Origin of the sequence: Pseudoalteromonas galatheae, assembly GCF_005886105.2 — a bacterium.
Classification (GTDB): domain Bacteria; phylum Pseudomonadota; class Gammaproteobacteria; order Enterobacterales; family Alteromonadaceae; genus Pseudoalteromonas; species Pseudoalteromonas galatheae.
Genome location: NZ_PNCO02000002.1, coordinates 341,907 through 364,086, shown reverse-complemented (window position 1 = coordinate 364,086; position 22,180 = coordinate 341,907). Strand labels below are relative to the sequence as shown.

The window sequence follows — 22,180 nt, the reverse complement described above, 5'->3', positions numbered from 1 at the left end:
TATGCTTTAACTTTAGCGCAGAACGTCAGTTGATAAAGTAAAAAAGGCACCGAAGTGCCTTTTATTTTAGCGAGTTAGATAACCTAAAACATGACACTTAGCCAATCGTCATTACCATCAAAGTGCAGTGACCTCACTTTTCCTTTGCCTTCAAAATTGACCAAGTTGACCTGCTCTGACCACACATCTCTCAGCGCATTATGGCGCATTTTAAGCTCAGTTATTGGTGAAAACAACGGGGTTTCTTGATACACCCAAAAGAATTGACCATCGATTTCCGCACCTACCAAGTTTAACGGTAGCACTCTACCTGCGCCTGTTTTTAATTCAACGCGCTTACTGACATAATTTGCAAAGCTTGCTCTATCAGCAGGATTGTTAAAGATGTCGGCATTGTGACTCAATAGGCTTTCTACGGCGTGCTCAGTATCATGGAGATAGAACCTGTGCATAATTTCGATACTGCCGCTGCGTTCATTAAATAACACAGTAGTGATCGCTGCCTTTAATTGGTGCGCCTGACCAAATGGCGAAACCAGCACAAGTAGACAGGCAAAGAGCCAGGTTTTCATTAGTTATCCTTTTTCTCTTCAAATGGTTTTAGTTCGGCTTTCACGTCTTGCATGATATCGCGATGTACTTTGCCTTCACGCGCTTTCTTTTTATAAAGCTCCAAGCGTGATTCTATAATGCGTCTTGGGTAATGGTTATTCTCAATATCAACGTCAGCTGTTTCCCATCGCGGATCAACGGTCACGGACGCAAGCGGCCTATCTTTATCGGTAACAATTAGCTTGCTGACATTGCGGGCATTGCGACGCCAAATCTCGGCGGGGATAATCCGCTCTTCTTTGCTCCCATCTTGATAAGTAAGCTCAAGCAAGATTGGCATTACAAGCCCACCGACATTACTAAACTGAAGCACGTAATAGTTTTTGTCTTCTTTTACAGCACGCTCAAGGGCACGTTTTTCCCAAGGTTTAAGTTCAGATAAAAACTCACGATACTCATTTCGCTCTGCATTAGTAACAGTAAACTGGTCATTGTTATCGTAAAAGTCCGTTATGTCCTGATTTTTATCAACCCAAAGTGAACGCCCTTCCTCCTGATTACGCTTGACAAATAGCGACATTGGCTTGTTCTTTTCAAACTCACGTAGGCGACCAAAGTCGATGTCTGGGTTTTTGGTGTCTAGGCGTAATTGATAGATTTTATCTAGTGAAATATCGACATGATCTGTGCTGTAAAACCAACCCCGCCAGAACCAATCTAAATCGACCCCAGAAGCCTCTTCCATTGTCCTAAAGAAGTCGGCAGGCGTTGGACGTTTATATTTCCAGCGTAGGGCATACTCTTTAAATGCAAAATCGAATAACTCACGGCCTAAAATCACCTCGCGCAGAATGTTAAGAGCCGCAGCAGGTTTAGTGTATGCATTTGGACCAAGATGCAATACACTGTCTGATTGCGTCATGATTGGAGACTGATCTTCAGATTTCATGTAAGCCGCAATATCCCTTGGCTCAACGCCCCAAGGTATGGTGGGATCCCATTCGCGGCCGGCAACACCATCTAAGAAGCTATTGAGGCCCTCGTCCATCCATGTCCACTGCCTTTCGTCTGAGTTGACTATCATAGGGAAGTAGATGTGTCCAACTTCGTGAATGACAACGCCGATTAAAAAACGTTTCTCGGCTAGTGAATAGGTGCGAGAGCCATCGTCTTGTAATTTCGTACGAGGACCATTGAAAGTGATCATTGGATATTCCATCCCACCGACAGGACCATTTACCGACTGCGCGGTTGGGTAGGGATAATCAAAGGAAAAACGTGAATAAACTTCCATAGTATGAATAACGGCTTCGGTGGAGTACTTTTTCCACAAGTCACCACCTTCTTTAGGGAAAAATGACATGGCCATCACCAGAGGCTGCTCGTCACCACCTTGCTGATAACCTTTAGCATCCCACATAAATTTACGGGATGATGCCCAGGCAAAATCACGCACATTTTTGGCCTTAAAGCGCCACGTTTTGGTGTCATCTGTACCGGCTTTTTCGTTTTCTAGCGCTTCTTCTTCAGTAACGATGAATACCGGGCGTTTTGCTGTTTTTGCTTGCGCTAGCCTGTCACGCTGGGTTTTGCTCAGAACTTGCTTTGGGTTATCTAACTCACCAGTTGCAGAAACGATATGGTCAGCCGGCACCGTAATTTCAACGTCATAGTCACCAAACTCGAGCGTGAATTCACCACTGCCAAGAAAGGCCTTATTGGTCCAAGCTTCATAATCTGTATATGCCGTGAGACGGGGGAACCATTGTGCGAGCAAAAAGATGTCATTACCGTCTTTTTCAAAGTGCTCATAACCCGAACGTGCGCCAACCGCATCTTCTTCAACAATATTAAAGGCGAAGTCCATACTAAATTGTAGATCTTTACCTGATTTAAGCGGTTCGTTTAGGTCAACACGCATCATAGTATCAACAATCGTGATCTTAAGCGGTTTGCCGCGACCATCCTTAACATTATTGATGATAAAACCAAGTTCTGTGTCATCCATAAACTGCTGACGTCTGAGTTGATTTAGTGAAATTTTTGCATGTTTTGTAACCGGATTACTCTGTAATTCGTTCCCAAAAGTCGCTGTGCGCTCGGCGATAGAATCATTTTTGAAGATATTTTGGTCTAACTGTAGCCACAAATATTTGAGTGTGTGAGGAGAGTTATTTTTATAATGTATGGTTTGTGTAGCGGTTAATCTTTTGGCTTTCTCGTCCAAGTTTACATCAATATCATAATCCACCTTTTGTTGCCAATAACGCTCTCCAGGCTCACCGGCTGCGCTACGATAGGTATTTGGGGTCGGTAAAGTCTCATCTAATTGGCGAAACTTATCTTCAAAGTGCCCTTTGCTTTGTGAAATAGCGCTGGCGTGTGCGACACCCGACAGCACTAGAGCAACCAATAAAGACACGACTGGCGTTGATTTTTTCATTATTATTTCCCGTTTTTATCTTGCCAAGGTATTGACCGATAAACATTTTTATTTCAGTTTTTTGCTTGGAGTGAGTAGAGGTGATTTGCATAGTGACAAAAGAGGACAAATAAAACCTGCTACGAGTCAATAAGTTGACAAATAAAAACGCATAAATCAAAGTTTTGAGATAAAGTAACAATATTGAGATACGACTGAAATCGATCCTATTTTGAGTGTTTTTTAATCCTCTGTTTTTGTTAAAGAAAATCAGAAGGTCCAAAAATTAATTTGTATGCCAAAAAGGTATTTTGCAGGGTTATTGTCTACATTTTATAAATAAATAAAGAAAACAAAATTAGTTGTTGATATTGACCCAAGTTTATCTTTAAAATCGCGCACTTTACAATCTCTGGGTAAAACTGGCGTTAGTTTTGCTCTGTACTAAATACCCGTTTAGCGAATCAAATGTGGTGGGCAGTATGGATTTCTACATACTAAAAAAACAAGAGAAGTTTGTTGCAATTCCTGCAGACGAACAAAACTGTAAAGATTATTTAGATGATGGCTATTTTTATGTTGATAAGGTAGCTGCCTGTAACGAGAAATCGGCGATTAAACGTGTGCAAGATAAACATAGTCGTGTTTTCAAGTTACCTGCTAAATTCTTTTTACTAGCATTACCTGTGATCATTTTTGCTTGGTGGCAGCTAACTCACTAAGCAGTGAAAGCGTCAATATTCACAAGACGAATATTGCTCGACGATGCTATATTAGCGTTTCTATTGGAAAAGGAACGCTAAATGAAGGTTTTACATACGTCAGACTGGCACTTAGGGCAATCGTTTTACGAACATGATCGCAGTGAAGAGCATCGGCTATTTTTAGACTGGCTATGCGATGTGCTTGTTGAACAGCAAATCGATGTATTGTTGATCAGCGGTGATATTTTTCATACTGCAACGCCGCCTGCGAGCGCTGAAAAGCAGCTGTATACCTTTATCCAAAAAGCATCTCAACTGTGCCCGCAGCTGCACATTGTTCTGATTGCTGGCAACCACGATTCCGCTAATCGCATTGAAACCGCAAAACCACTCTTAACCTTATTCAACACCCATGTTATTGGTCGCTTTAACAAGCAAGCGCCTGAACAGGTTGTTATCGATTTGCCCATCGCAGCACAGCATATGCATGTTGTGGCAATGCCATTTTTGCGCAGTGCTGATTTACCAAAACCACTAGATGACGAGTTTGACTATCAAACCGGGGTACAATTAGCTTATCAGCACGCGCTAGGCACGATAGAAAAAGTGAAAGGTCCTATTGTGCTAATGGGGCATCTGCACGCCAAGGGGGGAACGATTTCAGAAGATTCTGAGCGTAATCTCAACATTGGCGGTTTTGATGCTGTATCTGCGGGCGTGTTTGGCGAGCAGTTTGACTATGTTGCGCTGGGTCATTTACATAAAGCGCAAACCGTCGCGAAGCAAAGTGCTATCAGATACTGCGGTACGCCTCTGCCAATGTCGTTTTCTGAACGCAATTATAAGCATCAGGTATTGCTCGCTGAATTTAATGAACAAGGTCTGGTAGATGTAAACCCCCTTTACGTTCCCCGTTTTAAAGATGTGTTATATATCCCTGAAGATGGTGCAAAGCGCTTGACTGAATTATGCGAAGCTATCGCGGCGCAGGATTTTAGCAAGTTCGATAGCGCTCCCTATATTCGCTTAAAATTATCTGCAGCGGAAACCAATAGCCGCTTTCGAGCCGAGATTGGTGAAGTGCTAAAAGGAAAGGATATTAAATTTTGTGGTATTGAGCGGGTGTCTAAAGGCACAGCTGCCAGTGAGTGGTTGTTTGAAGATTTGGGCAAAGTTGAATCGTTATCGCCCAATACCTTGTTGGATATTGCCTACCGCGAAATTGAACCGGAACAGGAAAAGGCACCCGCGACATTGCATGAAAAGTTAGCAGAAGTGATCGCGAGCATGGAGGAGTAGGGCGATGAAACTTGAAAAAATATTAATCACCAACCTTGCCTCTATAGAAAGCGCAGAAGTCGACTTTACTGCGGCACCACTCAAAGACACTGGTCTTTATGCCATTACTGGTGACACAGGGGCGGGAAAAAGCACTTTACTGGATGCGGTTTGCCTTGCATTTTATGGCAAAACCGCACGGTTAAAATCGGACGACAAAGAGAAAGTTGCATTTAATGGCGATAACATTAAGTTAAACGACCCGCGAAACCTATTGCGTCGGGGCTGTGTTGCGGCATCCGCTAGCGTGGTTTTTATTGCTCAAGACAGCAAACGTTATCAAGCTATTTGGTCGGTAGAGCGCGCTAGAAAAAGCCCTAAAGGTAATTTAAAAACCGCCACTATTGAGTTGTTTAGCCTACCTGATATGACCCTAGTCTGTGAGAAGAAAAAAGAAACAGAACAAAAAATCGAACAGCTAGTCGGGCTTAACTTTGAACAGTTTACTCGAGCTGTGCTGCTTGCTCAGCATGAATTCTCTGCGTTTTTGAAGGCGGGGGGAGATGAACGGGCACAGTTATTAGAATGTCTTACAGGTACCGAAAAGTTCAGTAATATCGGTAAAGCGGTTTTTGAAGCGCACAAGCAAAAGAAAATCGAGCTGCAAACTCAGCAAGATAGGCTAGGTCAAATTGTGCTCTTGTCACCAGAGCAGCAAGCCGAACTTGAAGCACAGAAGTCGGAACTGATTGATACAAGAAATCGACAACAAGAGACAAGCACAAAACTGCAAGCTCAGCTGCAATGGCTCGCGGATGTCGAGCTAAGAAAGCAAAAAATAGCTGAGGTGGAACACAAGCTGCAAATGCTTGAGCAGCAAATAGAAGAGGGAAAGCCACAGCAGGAATATGCGCAGCAAGTCTTAAAAGCCAATGAGATGCGTGATAATCGTGAGCAGCATGAGTTGACAGATAAACACATTGCGCAGCTATCTCAAGAACGACTAGCACTGCTGCAACAAGATTTTGAATCCGCTATTACAACGCTCAAAGCAAAACAACAGCAACTGGAACAGCAGCTTACTACGCAGCAAGCCAATTTTGTAAAGTTAGAGCCAAGCTTTAACACCATTCGTATATTGGATGAAAAGCTAAGCCTACACAAAGCGCAAGCACTAGAAACTAAGCCCTATCTCGATAAGCATGCCAATCTCATTGCGCAACATGAGACTGCGATACAGAAATATCAAATGCAACAAGGCGAAATCGCTACTGAATTAAAGCAGCTAGAGTATAAGCAAGCGAACTTGCACTCAGTTAGCAATATTGCCGGACAATGGAGCGTGGTTCAGCCTCAATTTGATGATTTGCAAAAGTATCAACAACAACGCAATGATCATGAAGTCCAGTTGCAAAAATTACCGAACGAGCAGCAAGCGCTAGGTACACAATTGAGCAAACATGAGGCTGAGGTACAGCAACTACAAAAGATTTATGATACCGAAGCCAGCGCGCTTTCAGCGTTAAAAGAAGCACTCCTACCTTTGACTCAACAAGACCTAAATTTGGCATTACAGAACTGGTCTCTATGCGTGCAAGCCTATCGTAGTATCGAAGAAGGGGAGGCCTTGCTGCATCAGTTACGGTCGCAACAAACTCAACATCATATTGGCTTGGAAAGGCTTGAGATATTGATCCGAGATACCAAGCAGCAAGACGAGTTGTCTAAGCAGCGACTAGCCCTAACTCGTGATAATTTGGAGCAAGTGCAGTTACGCGCAAGTGAGCGGATCAGCGATTTACGCGCTCAACTGCGAGCTGGGCAAGAATGCATGGTATGTGGCTCAAAAGAACACCCTTATGGTGTGGAGCACATAGATGCCCACTGGGAACAGTTACTATCGGATTTTCGGTCTCAGTATCAGGCTGCTGAGCAAGCTCGTGAGCAAGTGTTGCAGCGTTATAATCAACAAGTCGGTGAAAAAGAGCGTGAGAATGCGCTATGGCAGTCAGTCACTCAGGAAATCGCTCACTGCACTAAGCAAATAAACGAGAATCGCGCTCGACTAGATGCGTTGAATGATGAGTATAAAGTTGGCAATGCCGAACAAGCTGAATCGCAACTTTTGAGTATTCAGTCGCAGCTAAATGAGCTATCAAAGTTACGCAATAATATCGACCGCCAGTGGCAGTCGGTTCAGCAGGCGCAACAACATCTCGAGCAGGCTAAACATAAGCAACAGGCACTTCAGCAGCAGCACCATGATTTAGGTAATCATATTGCCTTTTTGCAAACCGAATATGATCAGCTATCACAAACAGTGGATGCTTTACGCCATCGGCTTGAAGCGTTAATTTCCGATGAGTCGTGGTGGCAAGAATTTGATTCATCCCCTCAAGCTGCCATTAGCCAACTTAAAACAGGAGTGCAAACTTGGCTAGAAACCACCGAGCGTACAGATACGTTAACAGCGAATAAAGTTCAGCTTGAGCATCAATTACATCTTGCCAGTCAACAAAAACAAGATGAGACGCAACGGCTTGAAGAATTAGAACATACACTTTTACAACATCAGCAGAATATTGAACGTCTCAATCGCGAACGTGCTGAATACTTACCACAGCAGCACACCAGCTTGGATAATTGGATTGCAGAGCTTAAGCAGCAAGAGCAACAAAGCCGAGAGCAGATCACACAAACCCAGCTGGCGCTGAGCCAAACCGAAGCACAGCGTGAAAAGACCCAGCACAGTCTGACGCAGCTAGAAAAGCAAATTACCGAGCAAACATCGCGCTTGCAGCAACTTGATGCGCGCTTTGAACAATGGTTGCTCGATCAGCAAGGACAGCTAGACAAAATAAAAGTACTAGCGTTACTTGAGGTTTCGTTGGATGAAGCGCGAGCGAATCTAGAAAAGTGTGCGCAAGTTCAGCAAGCCTTTCAACACACTAAGCTGCAGCTTAGTCATCAGCGTGAAGAACTCAGCCAACTTGAAAGTAAGTACCCTGATGGGGTTGATAGTGAGCACGTTAAGCAAAGTCATGCCGAGACGACGCAAGCACTTGAACAAACTCAAAGTCAGTTGCTACAAGTGCAAAGTGCATTAGAGATTGATGCTCAGAATAAACAACAATTCTCTTTACAAGCGGCAAATCTCGCTCAGTTACAACAAGACTACGAGCAGTGGCATTTGCTAGATAAGCTATTAGGCGACGCAACAGGCAAAAAGTTGCGTAATTGGGCGCAAACGCAAACGTTAAAAATCTTATTGCAGTATGCTAACCAGCAATTGCATACGCTTTCAAAACGCTATTTGCTTACCAATATTGAGCAGTCTTTAGAAATTGCGGTTATAGATAAAGATATGGCTGACGAACAACGTAGCGTCAACACCTTATCAGGAGGGGAGTCCTTCTTGGTATCTTTATCTTTAGCACTTGGACTTGCTGCGCTTTCGTCAAATAAAGTGCAAATACATTCATTATTCATTGATGAAGGGTTTGGTACGTTAGACCCCGAGACGCTAGGTGTAGCGATTGATGCACTGGACGCGTTACAATCACAGGGCCGCAAGGTTGGTGTGATCTCGCATGTTGCTCAGATGAGCGAGCGGATCGCCACTCGTATCCATGTGAATAAACAGCCTGGAGGCTACTCATCTTTAAATTTAGTACCACAAACATAAGGAAATTTGGATGCCGACTTTCACGGGCGAAGAAGCCCAAAACTACGACTCTAGGATCACAAAGCTTGTGCCAGGTTATGCGTTAATTCACCAGCTTACTGGAGCACAACTTTTAGCGCTTTACCCGAATAGTGCAACCATTTTGGTTGTGGGTGCGGGGACAGGCAAAGAAATTGTTGAACTTGCTCAGCTAAACCCAAGTTGGCGATTTATAGCGCAAGATGTATCTACTGATATGTTAGCAATTGCAGATCAACATTTTACTAAGTTAGGCTTACAGGAGCGCGTGCAGATCCATCATGGTGCGATTTCACCACAGGCCTATCAAGCAGATGCCGTACTGTGCTTGCTGGTGATGCACTTTGTAAAAGATAACGGCGATAAAGCAAGCTTGTTTAAACAAATGAGTGAGCAGCTAAAGTCGGATGGTCATCTTTTTATTGCCGACTTAGAAAAACCTGCGACAAGCTTTGAGCGTGAAGCGCAATTAGTCGTTTGCAAACAACTCGGGCTGACTGATGTTGGCGAGCAGCGCATGAGGGTGAATTTAGAGCATGAGTTTTATCCCGTGGATAAAATGCGTCTTGCAGAGCTGCTAGACACCGCAGGTTTTGGCATTGCTAAACCTTTCTTCAAGGCCCTTGGGTTTGCAGGCTTTGTGGTAGAAAAACAGTAGTTTTCTAATAAGCCAGACCATATTCGGGTGTGGCTTTTCCTTTCTTACTTTTTCAACGTAGCTTGTATTAAGCTAGTAAAATAATGATCTATACCAAACCAATTGCTGCTCCGCTACTAGCGTCACCGCGCTTTATCTAAACTTCAAGTCATTTACTTCTAAAAAGTTAGTAAAACTCTGATCTCAATGACTAAGATACAAGAAGTAGATCAGTATTTTACTTAGTAAAAATATGATCTATTCGCAAATTAGCATACCGTTTAGTTTCCACCTAATATCTAACCTCGTCTTATTATATCTACTAACCTATTGATTTTTATATTACTAAGTTGGCGATAATCCAAAAATGGCGAAATAATAAGACGCAAGTTATAGTCAACGGCGAACTCATCATCCAGCCAAATTAAATTGTTAGTAAAAATCTGATCTCTAAGCAATGATTTCGCGTAGGTTCGTCCTGCAATAATATGCCAATCGTATGTTTTTGCTGAAAAATCAGGCGCTGAAAAGAGCAGAGCTTCCTGACTTGAAGCTTGAAGTAACGCACTATCTCGATATGACTGCCAAGTTGAATAGTTAGTAATATCGTGATCTGGCAGCTTTGCTGCAAATAAAAACTTGGCAAAAACATTGAAGATTTTCCGCCAACCGTTGCCGCAGTGCGAATTAATATGTTCGATCTCCCTATTAGCTAACGCACTGACTTTTATCAAATTATTGTAAGGTTCTATGTTTGGTGGATGCTCAATATAAAACGCAACTTTCCCCGTTGCTACACCCAAACCATGAGTTAGTATTTTTTTGCTCTGTGCTGTATTCATCACGCTTTGCTGCGATCTATTCATTTGCACGTAAGTTTAAAATAAATAAGGTGAAATTGGCATGGTAAGGGTTTGAATTAAATTTTGTTCTTACTAGGTAAAAATTTAATCTATCGCTAATCTTAGTGCTTGAACACTACGTATGACATTAAGATGGAATATGGAGAATTTATATGAAAGTACGACAGTTATTTTTCACGGTGATTTTAACGCTTGCAGTTTCGGCATGCACAGGGCTACCTGATGGCATCAAACCAGTTAAAGACTTTAGTGTTGAGCGCTATACAGGTACTTGGTATGAAATCGCGCGATTAGACCATTCATTTGAAAGGGGAATGCAGAACGTCACGGCAACTTATAGCCAAAATTCCGACGGGTCAATTAAAGTCGTAAATAAGGGATATGTAACAGAGGAAGGAGAGTGGAAAGAAGCAATTGGCAAAGCCAAGTTTGTTGCAAATGATGAAATAGCGCACCTGAAAGTGTCATTTTTTGGTCCGTTTTATGGCAGTTATGTGGTATTCGAGTTAGGTGAAGATTACCAGTATGCATTCGTTACCAGCTACAATCGTGATTACCTTTGGTTGCTTTCTAGAACACCTCAAGTATCGGACACTATAATGACTAAATTTAAAGATATGTCTGAAAAATATGGCTTTAACACTGATGAACTTATCTATATGAAGCACGAAGCCGTTCAGAACAAATAATGTAAACCCCCTTTACACTAAAATTCCCTTTATAGGTACTTCAACTTACTAACAGAAAGTAGCCTGTATGTGAGTTGAGTCCAAGTGTCTTATTCCTGTAGGAAATGGTTAATAAATCATTCAGTCAACTGTAACAGGAACACTTCACACTGTTGCACGCTTTACAAAAAATAATACTTAGGAACTGGAGTAACTCATGAAGCGTGTAGCATATTCTCTTATTGCAGCAGCAGTTGCAATGGCACTTACAGCCTGTGATGGTGATGATGGAGCACAAGGCCCAGCGGGACCTCAAGGTGAGCAGGGCACAGCAGGCCAAGATGGTGCAGACGGCACTAATGGCTCAAATGGTCAAAGTGGTACTGACGGACAGGATGGTCAAGATGGACAGGATGGTCAAAATGGACAAGATGGCCAAAATGGTCGTGATGGTAGCTACAGCGTACCTGGCCTTGTTCGCATAGCAACCGTCCCGGCTGGTGCCGAAGTTACTGGTCTATTTCTTTCCGAAGGAGGCGACTTGTTCTTCAACGTTCAGCACCCAAATGACACCAATACAGCCACAGATAAGTTCAACAGCAAGCCATTCAATACGGGTACGGTCGGTGTACTAACTGGTGTGAACTTTAATAATCTACCTGCAAATATCCCAAGCGCGCCAGTTCCTGCTTCAACCATGGAACAACAGACCGTGATTTCTGCGATTGGTCAGTATCAAATTCTAGGCCAAACAGGAGATACATTCGCGAACCTTGGTGCTAAAGGTCTAGCGGGCGGATTGGGTGTGCACTACAGTATCTCAACTGGCGAAGAGATCATTAAAAATGATAATCCTGATTTTAATGGTTATATTCCTGTGGACGCAGACACAGGTTACCTATTCACGAACTGGGAAGCGTATCCAGGTGGTGTTAGTCGTTTGAAAATGAGCAAAGCGACAACAGGGAAGTGGTCAATCGAAGAAGCTATGATGGTAGATTTCGACGGTGTTAAAGGAACAGCAGCTAACTGTTTTGGTTCAGTATCTCCTTGGGGTACACCACTAACTTCGGAAGAATGGATTGTCTGGTCTGAAGTTGATTCAACACAAGATCCCCAGTGGAATAACCCAGCGGAGACAGGCAACGACACAATGGAAGCATTAACTGCACCTGACTTCCCTAATCCTTATCGCTACGGCTATATTGCTGAGATTCAAAATCCTACGACCGAAACACCTGATGTTGTGAAACACTTCACAATTGGTCGCTATGAGCATGAGAACTCAGTCGTGATGCCAGACCGCCGTACTGTCTATTCATCACAAGATGACACAGGTGGTGTACTATTTAAATTTGTTGCAGATCAACCAGAAGACTTAAGTGCGGGTACCCTTTACGCAGCAAAGTTAACTCAGGATGCAGGCCTTACTGATCCAGCTGTAACTGGCTTTGACATTAGCTGGGTTGAGCTTGGTAATGGCAGTAATGCACAGATAGAAACTTGGATTGCTGAATATGATGGCATCAATGAGAGTGACTATGTTGAAGATCAAACAAGCTACCTGTCTGTGGCTGACGTAAAAGCATGGGCTGAAGGTGCTGCGACCTATCCTACCGTTGAAAATGGTGGTGGTAAAGTAACGGCTGGCAAGCCTATGGATAACCGAGCAATCTTCCTTGAATCTCGTCAAGCTGCGCGCCAAAAAGGGGCGACAGCTGAATGGCGTAAACTTGAAGGGATCAGCATCAACCACAACCGTGTACTTGAGGCAGTAACTGGTCAAGATGTTGTTGCCGGTGAAGTAGTAGATAAAGCCTATATGTACATTGGCATTGCAGATATTGATAAAACCATGATTGATGAAGAAGGTGATATTCAGCTTTCTGCGCGTGTTAAAGATTGTGGTGGTGTATATCGTGCCCATATAGATAACAACTATAACCTAACTCGTATTGAGCCCGTTGTAATGGGTGGTACGTACCGCTCATCATTGACTGGCGCTGAGCGTTGTGACGTCAATCAGCTTTCACAGCCTGATAACGTTATCGTTATGGAAGATGGCCGGATTATCATCGGCGAAGATGGCTTCCAAGAAAATAACACACTATGGCTTTATGACCCTAAAGCAAAATAATTAAACAAGTAGCAGCGCACCTTATAGTGCGCTGCTTTTTTTTAGCAAAATTTTGGAGTCATAAAAATGAAATACGTTAGCCTAACCCTAGTGGCGTTAACGAGCGCAGTGTTACTTGGTTGTAATGATGAACAGCCCCAAGAGCTAACCAACATCGCACTTTTGTCGGCGCAGACTGAAGCACCTTACCAACAAGGTGATGATATTCCTGCGACTGCATTTATGCAGCACAATGAAGTCTATAACCCTGAATCGGTGATCCCGCCTCAGTGTTACACCAAAACGGATGGTGTAAATAACCCTTGCTACGCTTGCCATCAATCATACGATGAAAAAAACCGACCAAACATGATGCGCGATGCCAATTTACAAGGTGCCTATGAGTTTTCCGACCTTGGATTTAAAAACCACTGGAAAAATTTGTTTAAAGATCGTTCAGAACTTATCAAAGGTATCTCAGATCAAGATATTACTAACTGGGTCAACCAAGATAATTACACTCCTTTCATCGAAAAACTGAAAAATAACCCTGACTGGAAAGGTGAGATCACCCCGCTTAACAACTTGGCATATCCTGAAAAAGCATTCGATGAGCTGGGTATAGCAAAAGACGGCAGTGGCTGGGTGGCATTCAATTATAAGCCTTTTCCTAGTACTTTCTGGCCAACTAATGGCTCTACAGGAGATGTCATGATCCGCCTTGCTGACGCCTTTAGAGAAAAAGGTGAAACGTATAATCAAGACGTCTATCTTGCTAACTTAAGTCTGGTTGAAATGGCTGTAAAGGGGCTTGACGAAATATCAACACCAGTGATTTCTGAATCGCGAGTTGGCGTAGATTTAAATGGTGATGGCAAGCTCACGCAGATCACTAGCATGCTGCGCGGTGAACGTTACCTTGGTGATGCCAATACTATCGAGCTTGCTCATCAGTTATATCCACAAGACACTGAGTTTTTACATACCGTTCGGTATATTGGGGTGGATGATAATGGTCAAGTATTTAATGCGCCAAGAATGAAAGAAGTGCGCTACATGAAGAAGCACAACTTTAAATCCAAGCAATCACTCGGGGCAGCTTACTACAGAGAAGCGAAAGAAAAGGCATTCGAAAATTACCCTCAAACGCTTTATTTGGGCGACCAAGGGATCAATAACAACTTCGGTTGGACGATTAACGGTTATATTGAAGACAAAAATGGTGCACTTCGTCCGCAACATGAACAAGAGCTTGCTTTTTGTAATGGCTGTCACAAAACCATTGGCTCAACCTATGACCAAACCTTCTCATTTGCACGTAAAGTCGAGGGAAAGCTGGGTTGGGGTTATATCAATTTAAAAGAGATGCAAGACGTACCTAACAAAGGCGAAGAGCAGGGCGAATTCCTGACCTATATGATGCGTGTTGGCGGCGGGGATGAGTTTAGGCAGAACCAAGAGATGCTGATGCGCTGGTTTAACGAAGATGGAACGGTAAACAGCAAAAAAGTGCAGTCTGTGAAAAACCTCTATGAATTGATCACACCATCAAAGCCACGCGCGCTGGCATTGAACAAGGCCTACTTGACCATTGTCAAAGAGCAGAGTTACTTGTTCGGTCGCGATGCCACCATAGTAAAGGCACGCAATGTGCTTGAACAAGTCGATGACTCTCAACAGCCTCTAGAGCCAAAGCACCGATATGTGTGGGATATGCAACTGGATTGGAATAAAACCGAGTAAGAATATCTAAACAACTTAGGTGAGTCGATAGTATTGAGTAATCAGCGTCATTTCAGTATTTTTAAGAAAAATAATGTCATATGACTCAACCTGTCGACTCAGTTAAATCAATGATAGAGTTTCAATCAGATAAAGGTTTAACAAGATAGTGTTTTAATGGCGCTTATCAAGCCGTTAACCAAAGCGCATCGTAAAGCAGAGCTGAGATGGCATCTAGAAGCTGACTCCGATCTGCTTCCTAAGAGTGGAACAAGCAAAAAGCGGACAAGAACGATGCACTTGCTATTATACAAGCATCGATATTACCAGACACTTACTTCATTACTAGAAAACATCGTACTCAATAGTGACAATAAGGAATAATGCGATTTCGGGAATTAGCGATTAAGTAAAGAACAGCGTTAATCAATCAAATTAAAGACTTAGAATCATTAAAAGAGGGCTTGGCGGGTGCTATACAAACGCACTTGGAAGAAGAAAAACAACTTGAGCTTTGAGTTCCGATATTCACTTCATACCACTGGAACGTATTATTTTTACCCTTCACGAATTACGATAAAAACCTAGAGTGGGTGGTTTCGAATATCAATGGGCACGGTAAGTTTGTTGGAAGTACCATGCCACTTAGCTGAATTAATTGTACTAGCTCAGACTTGTCCTTTACGTTTTTAATCGCGCATATTTCGGTACTTAATCTTTGGCTGAGGTTTAAGCGATTGGTGATCATTGTTACCAATGTACTTTTCTTGGCCTTACAGATCTTTATTTCACTAACTACAATTCAGCATTGAGCTGTTAGCAAAGCTAAACAGCCTTGCTAACCTATTTAAAATGGATTCCCATCATTGATTGGAATAGCTGAGCGATATAATGTGGTTTTCGCAAAGTGAGCATATGCAACTAACCCAAACACATCATCCGCATTGCCGATATTTTCCCACTCTATAGTGGCATAGCCATATCCAGTTACACCACTTTGGCCAATATTTACATATGCAGATGAATTAGCCTGAATTTCTGTACCAGAATTTGAGAAGTTCTCATAACGCTCAGCCTTTTTTACATTACCGTTTTGGTCATAGAACTTAATTGTAACCTTCAGAGGATTATCAGTGATATTACTGATAAACACTGAAGTATTGCCGTTCGTTGACGCTAACCAGTGAGGAACAACTGCTTTACCGTTACCAGCGTAACTCAAAGTAGAACATGCAAGCAGTGCTACTGACGCTAGCGCTCCTTTCCAACCTGTTATCATTACCATTTTCCCTTAATAATCAAACATATAAAAACAAAAAGATAACAAAGAATTACAAACACATCAATTATTATCTATATTCGATACAAACTAAATCAAACTTCTTGATTGTATTTCCACAGAATAAACGTCCCCAAGGCATGTCCTCGTAAGAGATTTCGATGCCCACCCACGGCTTAGACATCATATCTAACAGGATCATTGCACTTTACCCAATAAAGTTAATAGCTTCGTAAGCACCGCCCCTCAATCCAACCATAGCTTTGGAGATGTTCGATCCGATATAATGGCAAATTGCTCAACCCAATCAATTAATACTTCAATCGCCATTGGTTTGGCATAAAAATACCCTTGTACATACTGGCAGCCCAAACCTGTTAGGCAATCTAGCTGCCCTTGTTGCTCTACGCCTTCAGCTATCACTTTGAGCGATAAACTTTCGGCCATCGATAAAATCGCGTTGACCAAAACGACAGCATCTTGGTTTTGATCTATATCTTGAATAAAACCTCGGTCAATCTTTAATATATTGATAGGAAAACGTTTAAGATAACTAAGCGAAGAGTAGCCAGTGCCAAAGTCGTCGATTGCTAAGTTGACTCCCGTTGCCCGTAGGCTTTGCAACCAAGCGGTTACAGCTTTATCGTCTTCAAGCAAGATGCTTTCTGTGATCTCAAGCGTTAGGTTCTCTGGATGAAAGCCTGACTGCTGCATGATTTGTTTAATGATAGTGGCATTAAAACCGAGTCGATATTGCTGGCTCGAGACATTTACCGTCAAGTAACAATTCATGCCAAGCGCTTTATTTAATCTGCGAATATCATTGCATGCTTTGGCGAGTAACCACTCACCAAGAGGAGCAATAAGGCCACTTTCTTCAGCAACCGGAATAAATTCAGCGGGGGAAATATACTGGCCGAAATCAGTTGGCCAGCGCATGAGCGCCTCGACGCCATATAATTTACCCGACACCGTATCGACAATAGGTTGGTAATGTACGGTTAAACGCTGGTGCTCAAGCGCAGCCCGAAGTAGCTGCTCCAGCTCAACTCGCCGATTCACCTGCTGCTGCATTTCTTGAGCAAAGAAATGATATTGATTGCGTCCCGCTTCTTTTGCCTTATACATCGCTAAGTCAGCAAGGCGCAATAGCTCTCTTTGGTCTTTTGCGTCACTAGGTAAAATAGCGATCCCAATACTTGCCCCCGTAAATACCTCAAAGCCATTGATCACAAAAGGGCTACTTAGTGCTTTGACAATCTTATCGGCGACTTGCGCGGCATGATCCGGATGCGCAATTTGGCTCAATAATAATACAAATTCATCTCCACCAAAGCGGCTCAAGGTATCGCTTTTACGCAGCAGGCCGTTTAAACGCTTGGCTACGGAGATAAGTAAAGCATCTCCGGCTTCGTGACCCATGGTGTCGTTGACCCGCTTAAATCTATCTAAATCGATAAATAACACCGCACTTTGATGATGAGTGCGGCTCATCCGCTTAATATCTTGCTCAATGCGCTCGAGTAATAACGTTCTGTTAGGCAGCCCGGTCAACACATCGTAATAGGCTTGATATTCAATCTGCTCCTCTTGCGCTTTGCGCTCAGTCATATCAGACAATATGGCAACGTATTGCTGTACCAGTCCTTTGTCATCATGCACGACACTGATTGCTAGCCACTCTGGATATAAAGTACCGTCTTTACGCTTGTTCCAGATCTCACTCGCCCATTGTCCGTGCGAGTTGAGAGTGCTCCACATCTGCTCATAAAAATGTTTATCATGCTTGCCCGAGCTTAAAATATTGGGTCGTTGACCGAGTACTTCATGTTCTTCATAACCGGTAATTTTGGTGAAGGCTGGGTTGACCGCGGTGATTTCAAGTTTTGCGTTGGTGGTCATAATTCCTTCTTGCGTTGCATTAAATACCGCAGCCGCAGTTTTAAGCTGCGCACTTGCACTTTTTTGTGCTGTGATATCTTCTTTGATCGCAATAAAGTTTATGATTTCCCCCTGCTGATTTTTAATCGGGGAAATAGATGCGTACTCCCAATAGTAATCTCCAGACTTACGGCGGTTGTAAAACTCACCACGCCAGACTTTACCTTGTTTAATCGTTTGCCAAAGTGCTTTGTAGTCCGTGAACCCTTGCTTGGAACCTAGTACTTTCGGTGTATGTCCTTTCACATCCTCAAGTGAATACCCGGTAACTTGTTCAAACTTAGGATTAACGTATTCAATACGAGCACGAGGATCGGTGATCACAATAGAAGAGGGGCTTTGTTCAATCGCATGGCCCCATTTTCGCAGCTCTTCTTCCGCTTGTTTAAAAAGGGAGACATTGACACTTACAAACACTTGACCATTATTGTGCGTGTTAGTTTGCTTTACCTGAAGCCAAGCGCCTGATTCTGTTTGATGCAAATTAGCATCGGAGTTAAAGATTTCTCCAAACTGCTGCTGCCATTCTTCTAGTTTGCGTGGCATTTTATCACTATCAGCAATTGCAAAGTGACTACGCCAAGCACTGTTGCAGAGCAACAAATTGCCATTTCGACTAAAAAGAGCAAATCCTTCGGTTAAACGCGCAACGGCGTCTGACAAAGTTTTACTGGTGCTCAAAATTTTATTTTTGGCTACATAAAGCCGGTTAGCAAACACAACCAAGAGCAAAAATAGCGCAATGGTCAGCAGCAAGAGTAATTCACTTTGATGCTTGGTTTTTTCTATGGTTTCACTGTGGTGCTGACTATATGCCGCATAAAGCGCTGAAAAAGCTTGGTCACTAGGTAAAGATAAAAAGCGTTGTTTTGCCTTTTTTAATTCTGCACTGTTAACTAGGGCAACATTAAAATGCTGGTAGATCAACTGCTCTAAGCGACTTTCAGAGTCAATTATAAGTAAAGGCTCTGCCACAAATTCGTAAAGCTGACCCAACATTAAATTAGCAAGCATTCTATTTGCATGTGTCGCCAATTCAGGCTCGCTCTGTTCCAGCTCAATGAGTAGCTCGGGGAGATAAAGCAAACTGTTCTTAATGTTTGCTGCAGCTGTTTTAATGGATTCGACTTGCAATACTTTATCACTAAGCAGTTGACGATAAGCATCAAATTGCTGTTGAATATCCGGTGTAGTTTCTACAAATAACGCATCCCGCTCAGGTGTATTCAAAGCGTCAATTGCATGTGCTAATTGCGCTAACTCATCATATTGATTGAGCTGTGCACTAAGCATTTGTAACACAGCGGCATCCAGTTTGGCATCAATACTTTTGGCTTCAAAGAGCAGGGTAACTCGTGATTGGTGTGTTTGACTACTGAGCTCTTGTTGCGAGTAAAAGTACGCAAAAAGCGCAATTGGCGCGCACAGCAATAATGCTTGCACACCAATGAAGGCCTTATTCTTCATTCGTGATTTTCCAAATCCATTTCGTGGTGATGTCCTGCTAGGCTGCCAATAAAGGCAACTAGCTTATTGATATCAGAGTCTGAGATATTGCGGCCAAGTTGATATTTGGCCATGGTCGCAACGGCAGCTTCTAGGCTACTATGACTACCATCGTGAAAAAAATATACTTGTTTACTAGCAAGTCGCAGACTCGGCACTTTGAACACAAAGCGATCTTGCTCGTTGCCAGTAACATTAAAACGGCCGTAATCCATTTTTTGAATTGGCGTCTTTCTATCGCCAAAGTAATCACCAAAAGTGCCCATTTTGGCAAACATATTACCGCCAACATTGCGCCCTTGATGACAGCTAATACAGCCATACCGTTTAAATAGCTCATAGCCGGCAATAGCAGGCTTCGGCAGTTTTACACTATTATCTTTGAGCCATAAATCAAACGGCGCATCAACGGTGATTAACGACGATTCAAAAGTTGCTATTGCGTCTTTTATCGTGTGCTTGGTTATTCCCTGCGAGTATACTTTATCAAATTGCTCGACAAGTATTTTATCTTGATTTAACTTAGCAATGACTTCTGGCCAAGTCATATCATGCTCTTTAGGGTTTAAGATGGGTGAGTCGACCTGATCATAAAGCGATTGAGCACGGCCATCCCACGCTTGACGGATATTAAAAACTGCATTGTAAACGGTCGGAGTTTTTAGCTCACCAACTGCACCATTAACACCACTGGAAAGGGGCTTTACATCTGCGCCATGACTGGGAAGTTGATGGCATGACGCACAGCTAACCTGATTTCCTCGAGAAAGTCGCTTATCAAAAAAAAGTGTTCTGCCCAAGCTGACTTTATCGGCATCAAGTCCTATTGCAGACTCAAGTGGCAGAATTGGCTCATTTGCAACTCCCAATAATGGAAACGCAAAAAGTAATAAACTCCAAATTCGCATACACTCCGCCCAAGTTGCCATCTTGCTGTAAAAGATAGCAACATTCGGCATTGCAAATTTTGATTTAAAATAAGCTTAGCAATAGAAGTTGTGTGTTTTTACTCACTCGCCCCGCACGGCTAAACTTGTCACTTCACTCAGCCAGTTATCAATTACCTCAGGAGTTGCTAAGTGCGCTGGGCCAAATAACGTATGTTGAGTTGGCTCTATACCACAAAACCCCAATGTCCCATGTTCTAGTTGAGCCACAAGCCCAGTTGCGGCTTCTTCCAAATAAGTTTGCGGCGTGTCTGATGTGAGAATAACTCTTGCGGTTTTATGCGCTAGAAGTTTTTCAATTTCAGTTCCTGCTTCACTGTATTTAAAAGCAAAGCCTGGAAGTAATGTTCTATCTATTAGCCCTTTGAGCTTGGCTGGTAACGCCAACCACCAAATTGGGCTTACTATCACAATGTGCTGCGCCCACAGTAAGTTCTCTTGGAACTGCTTGAGGCATGGCTCTAACGGTTGATTTGCTTCATAGCCATACATCAAATTGATTTCAAAGTGCATCTCACTAAGATCCATTCTGCGTATTTGATGTTGGGTGCTTGCAGCTTGCTCGTAGCTTGCTGTGATAGCGTGGCACAGGCTTTTGGTTTTGGGGTTACCGTTTAGTAGCAGTATTTTTTTCATCGTCGTTTCCTTATCAATGACTGAGAAACGAGTGTACTGTCTCCCCCTAACGGGAGAGTCAAGTTACTCTACCTGAGACTGGGATAGTTTTATCTGTGGACATTCATCAAGCGATGCGATGCAGTGTTCAATTCGGTGTATTTTTTGCTGAAGCTGCGCAACTTGCTCTATGCAGGATGCTTTGAGCTCAACTAAAAACGTGTTTATTTCTACCCAGTTGACTTGTCGCCCTTTAATTTCAATTACCTGCTGCAATTGCTTAATCGACACACCGAGCAATTTTGCTTCTTTTATTAATAACAACAGATCGACATCCACTTGCGAATAGACACGGTACTTACCAACCCGCTCCGGGGTAGGTATAAGCCCTTTTTCTTCATAAAAGCGAATGGCCTTAACTGACAGCCCTGTTTGCTTTGACAGCTTGCCAATATACATTTTTGATTCTCCCTGCTAAAAGCAAAATAACGGTTTACAGCCTCTGCAAAAGTTGCAACTATCAACGGTAAACCAGCCACACGCTAACAAAAAGTATCGCCAAGGAATAGCAGAAGATGTATCAGTTATTTTACTACCCTCGTAATGCCAGTTGGGCACCGCACCTCGTACTTGAGCACTTACAGCTAGAAAAGGAACTGCTCTTAGTCAATAGAAAGACACAACAACAAAAGTCTGCGACCTATTTAGAACTCAATCCAACAGGACGGATCCCGACATTGGTCGACGGCGAACAGGTCATCTTCGAGAGTGCGGCAATTTGTTTGCATTTATGCGAAAAGCACCCTGAGGGGCAACTTATCCCTGCGCCGAAAACCCCACAGAGAGCCACGTTTTATCAGTGGCTTTTTTATTTAACCACGACAGTTCAGCCAGAACTCATGCTGTATTTTTATCCTGAAAAATATCAGCTGTCACTAGAGAACAGTAAGACCATGTCTCAAGCCGCAGAGCAACGAGTCGGCGACATGTTTGCACTCATCGATAAGCAGTTAGCAACAAACACCTATTTAGCTGGTGAGCAGCTCACGCTCTGTGACTATTATTTGTTTATGCTAGCCCATTGGGCAAGTGGATTTAATACTGCGCCAAAAGACTATGCGCATTTGGGTCGATTTATGCGAGTCATGGCACAGCAAAAAGTGGTAAAAAGAGTGTGCGAAATTGAACAAACCGATCTAAGTTTTTATTAACATCCATTACACCAAG

17 protein-coding genes are annotated in these 22,180 nt (G+C 42.9%); 9 read left to right on the top strand and 8 right to left on the bottom strand.

What is annotated here, in order from left to right; translation table 11 throughout:
- Positions 1–83 precede the first annotated feature (83 nt).
- Together CWC29_RS19605 and CWC29_RS19600 are read right to left on the bottom strand one after the other, a co-directional pair.
- Positions 84–572 (bottom strand): DUF6702 family protein, encoded by a 489-nt coding sequence (locus CWC29_RS19605; protein ID WP_138521277.1) that lies wholly within the window; start codon positions 570–572, stop codon positions 84–86.
- A complete protein-coding gene (locus CWC29_RS19600; RefSeq protein ID WP_138521279.1) occupies positions 572–2,995 on the bottom strand; it encodes a M1 family metallopeptidase in 2,424 nt (807 codons plus the stop codon). The genes CWC29_RS19605 and CWC29_RS19600 overlap by 1 nt, the downstream gene beginning before the upstream one ends.
- Before the next feature lie 461 nt (positions 2,996–3,456).
- Between CWC29_RS19600 and CWC29_RS19595 the strand changes: the two genes are divergently transcribed.
- From CWC29_RS19595 to CWC29_RS19580, 4 genes are all read left to right on the top strand, one after another.
- Entirely contained in the window at positions 3,457–3,696 is a 240-nt protein-coding gene (locus tag CWC29_RS19595) for a hypothetical protein (RefSeq protein ID WP_088532724.1), read from the top strand.
- 81 nt (positions 3,697–3,777) lie between these two features.
- Positions 3,778–4,977, top strand: a complete 1,200-nt coding sequence (locus CWC29_RS19590) for an exonuclease SbcCD subunit D (protein WP_138521281.1) — start codon at positions 3,778–3,780, stop codon at positions 4,975–4,977.
- A 4-nt stretch (positions 4,978–4,981) separates the two neighbouring features.
- Positions 4,982–8,641, top strand: a complete 3,660-nt coding sequence (locus CWC29_RS19585; protein ID WP_138521283.1) for an AAA family ATPase — start codon at positions 4,982–4,984, stop codon at positions 8,639–8,641.
- 10 nt (positions 8,642–8,651) lie between these two features.
- Positions 8,652–9,317, top strand: coding sequence for a class I SAM-dependent methyltransferase (locus CWC29_RS19580; RefSeq protein ID WP_138521286.1), 666 nt, complete (start codon positions 8,652–8,654; stop codon positions 9,315–9,317).
- A 278-nt stretch (positions 9,318–9,595) separates the two neighbouring features.
- On the opposite strand, the gene CWC29_RS19575 is transcribed toward CWC29_RS19580, so the two are convergent.
- The gene (locus tag CWC29_RS19575; RefSeq protein WP_138521288.1) at positions 9,596–10,138 is read right to left on the bottom strand and encodes a DUF6942 family protein; all 543 of its coding nucleotides are present in this window, start codon (positions 10,136–10,138) and stop codon (positions 9,596–9,598) included.
- Between the two features lie 173 nt (positions 10,139–10,311).
- On the opposite strand from CWC29_RS19575, the gene CWC29_RS19570 reads away from it, so the two are divergent.
- The 4 genes from CWC29_RS19570 (at position 10,312) to CWC29_RS19555 (ending at position 15,049) form a co-directional block, all read left to right on the top strand.
- Positions 10,312–10,848: a lipocalin family protein gene (locus CWC29_RS19570; RefSeq protein ID WP_138521290.1), complete on the top strand. Its 537-nt coding sequence runs from the start codon at positions 10,312–10,314 to the stop codon at positions 10,846–10,848.
- A gap of 196 nt (positions 10,849–11,044) precedes the next feature.
- On the top strand, positions 11,045–12,964 hold the full coding sequence (locus CWC29_RS19565) for an alkaline phosphatase PhoX (protein ID WP_138521292.1): 1,920 nt from the start codon (positions 11,045–11,047) through the stop codon (positions 12,962–12,964).
- 66 nt (positions 12,965–13,030) lie between these two features.
- Complete coding sequence (locus CWC29_RS19560; protein ID WP_138521294.1) at positions 13,031–14,686, top strand: hypothetical protein; 1,656 nt, start codon at positions 13,031–13,033, stop codon at positions 14,684–14,686.
- A gap of 156 nt (positions 14,687–14,842) precedes the next feature.
- Positions 14,843–15,049 (top strand): hypothetical protein, encoded by a 207-nt coding sequence (locus tag CWC29_RS19555; protein ID WP_138521296.1) that lies wholly within the window; start codon positions 14,843–14,845, stop codon positions 15,047–15,049.
- 463 nt (positions 15,050–15,512) lie between these two features.
- Here the strand turns inward: CWC29_RS19555 and CWC29_RS19550 are convergent, their stop codons facing one another.
- From CWC29_RS19550 to CWC29_RS19530, 5 genes are all read right to left on the bottom strand, one after another.
- Positions 15,513–15,944 (bottom strand): hypothetical protein, encoded by a 432-nt coding sequence (locus tag CWC29_RS19550; RefSeq protein WP_138521298.1) that lies wholly within the window; start codon positions 15,942–15,944, stop codon positions 15,513–15,515.
- 246 nt (positions 15,945–16,190) lie between these two features.
- Positions 16,191–19,352 (bottom strand): EAL domain-containing protein, encoded by a 3,162-nt coding sequence (locus CWC29_RS19545; protein ID WP_138521300.1) that lies wholly within the window; start codon positions 19,350–19,352, stop codon positions 16,191–16,193.
- The gene (locus CWC29_RS19540) at positions 19,349–20,299 is read right to left on the bottom strand and encodes a cytochrome-c peroxidase (protein ID WP_138521302.1); all 951 of its coding nucleotides are present in this window, start codon (positions 20,297–20,299) and stop codon (positions 19,349–19,351) included. Before CWC29_RS19540 ends, CWC29_RS19545 begins: the two co-directional genes overlap by 4 nt.
- A 102-nt stretch (positions 20,300–20,401) precedes the next feature.
- On the bottom strand, positions 20,402–20,974 hold the full coding sequence (locus CWC29_RS19535; protein ID WP_138521304.1) for an NAD(P)H-dependent oxidoreductase: 573 nt from the start codon (positions 20,972–20,974) through the stop codon (positions 20,402–20,404).
- Between the two features lie 63 nt (positions 20,975–21,037).
- Positions 21,038–21,412 carry a MerR family transcriptional regulator gene (locus tag CWC29_RS19530; protein ID WP_138521306.1) on the bottom strand — a complete coding sequence of 125 codons (375 nt, stop codon included), beginning with the start codon at positions 21,410–21,412 and terminating at the stop codon, positions 21,038–21,040.
- 116 nt (positions 21,413–21,528) lie between these two features.
- Between CWC29_RS19530 and CWC29_RS19525 the strand changes: the two genes are divergently transcribed.
- Positions 21,529–22,164 (top strand): glutathione S-transferase family protein, encoded by a 636-nt coding sequence (locus tag CWC29_RS19525; RefSeq protein WP_138521308.1) that lies wholly within the window; start codon positions 21,529–21,531, stop codon positions 22,162–22,164.
- The last annotated feature ends 16 nt before the right edge of the window (positions 22,165–22,180 follow it).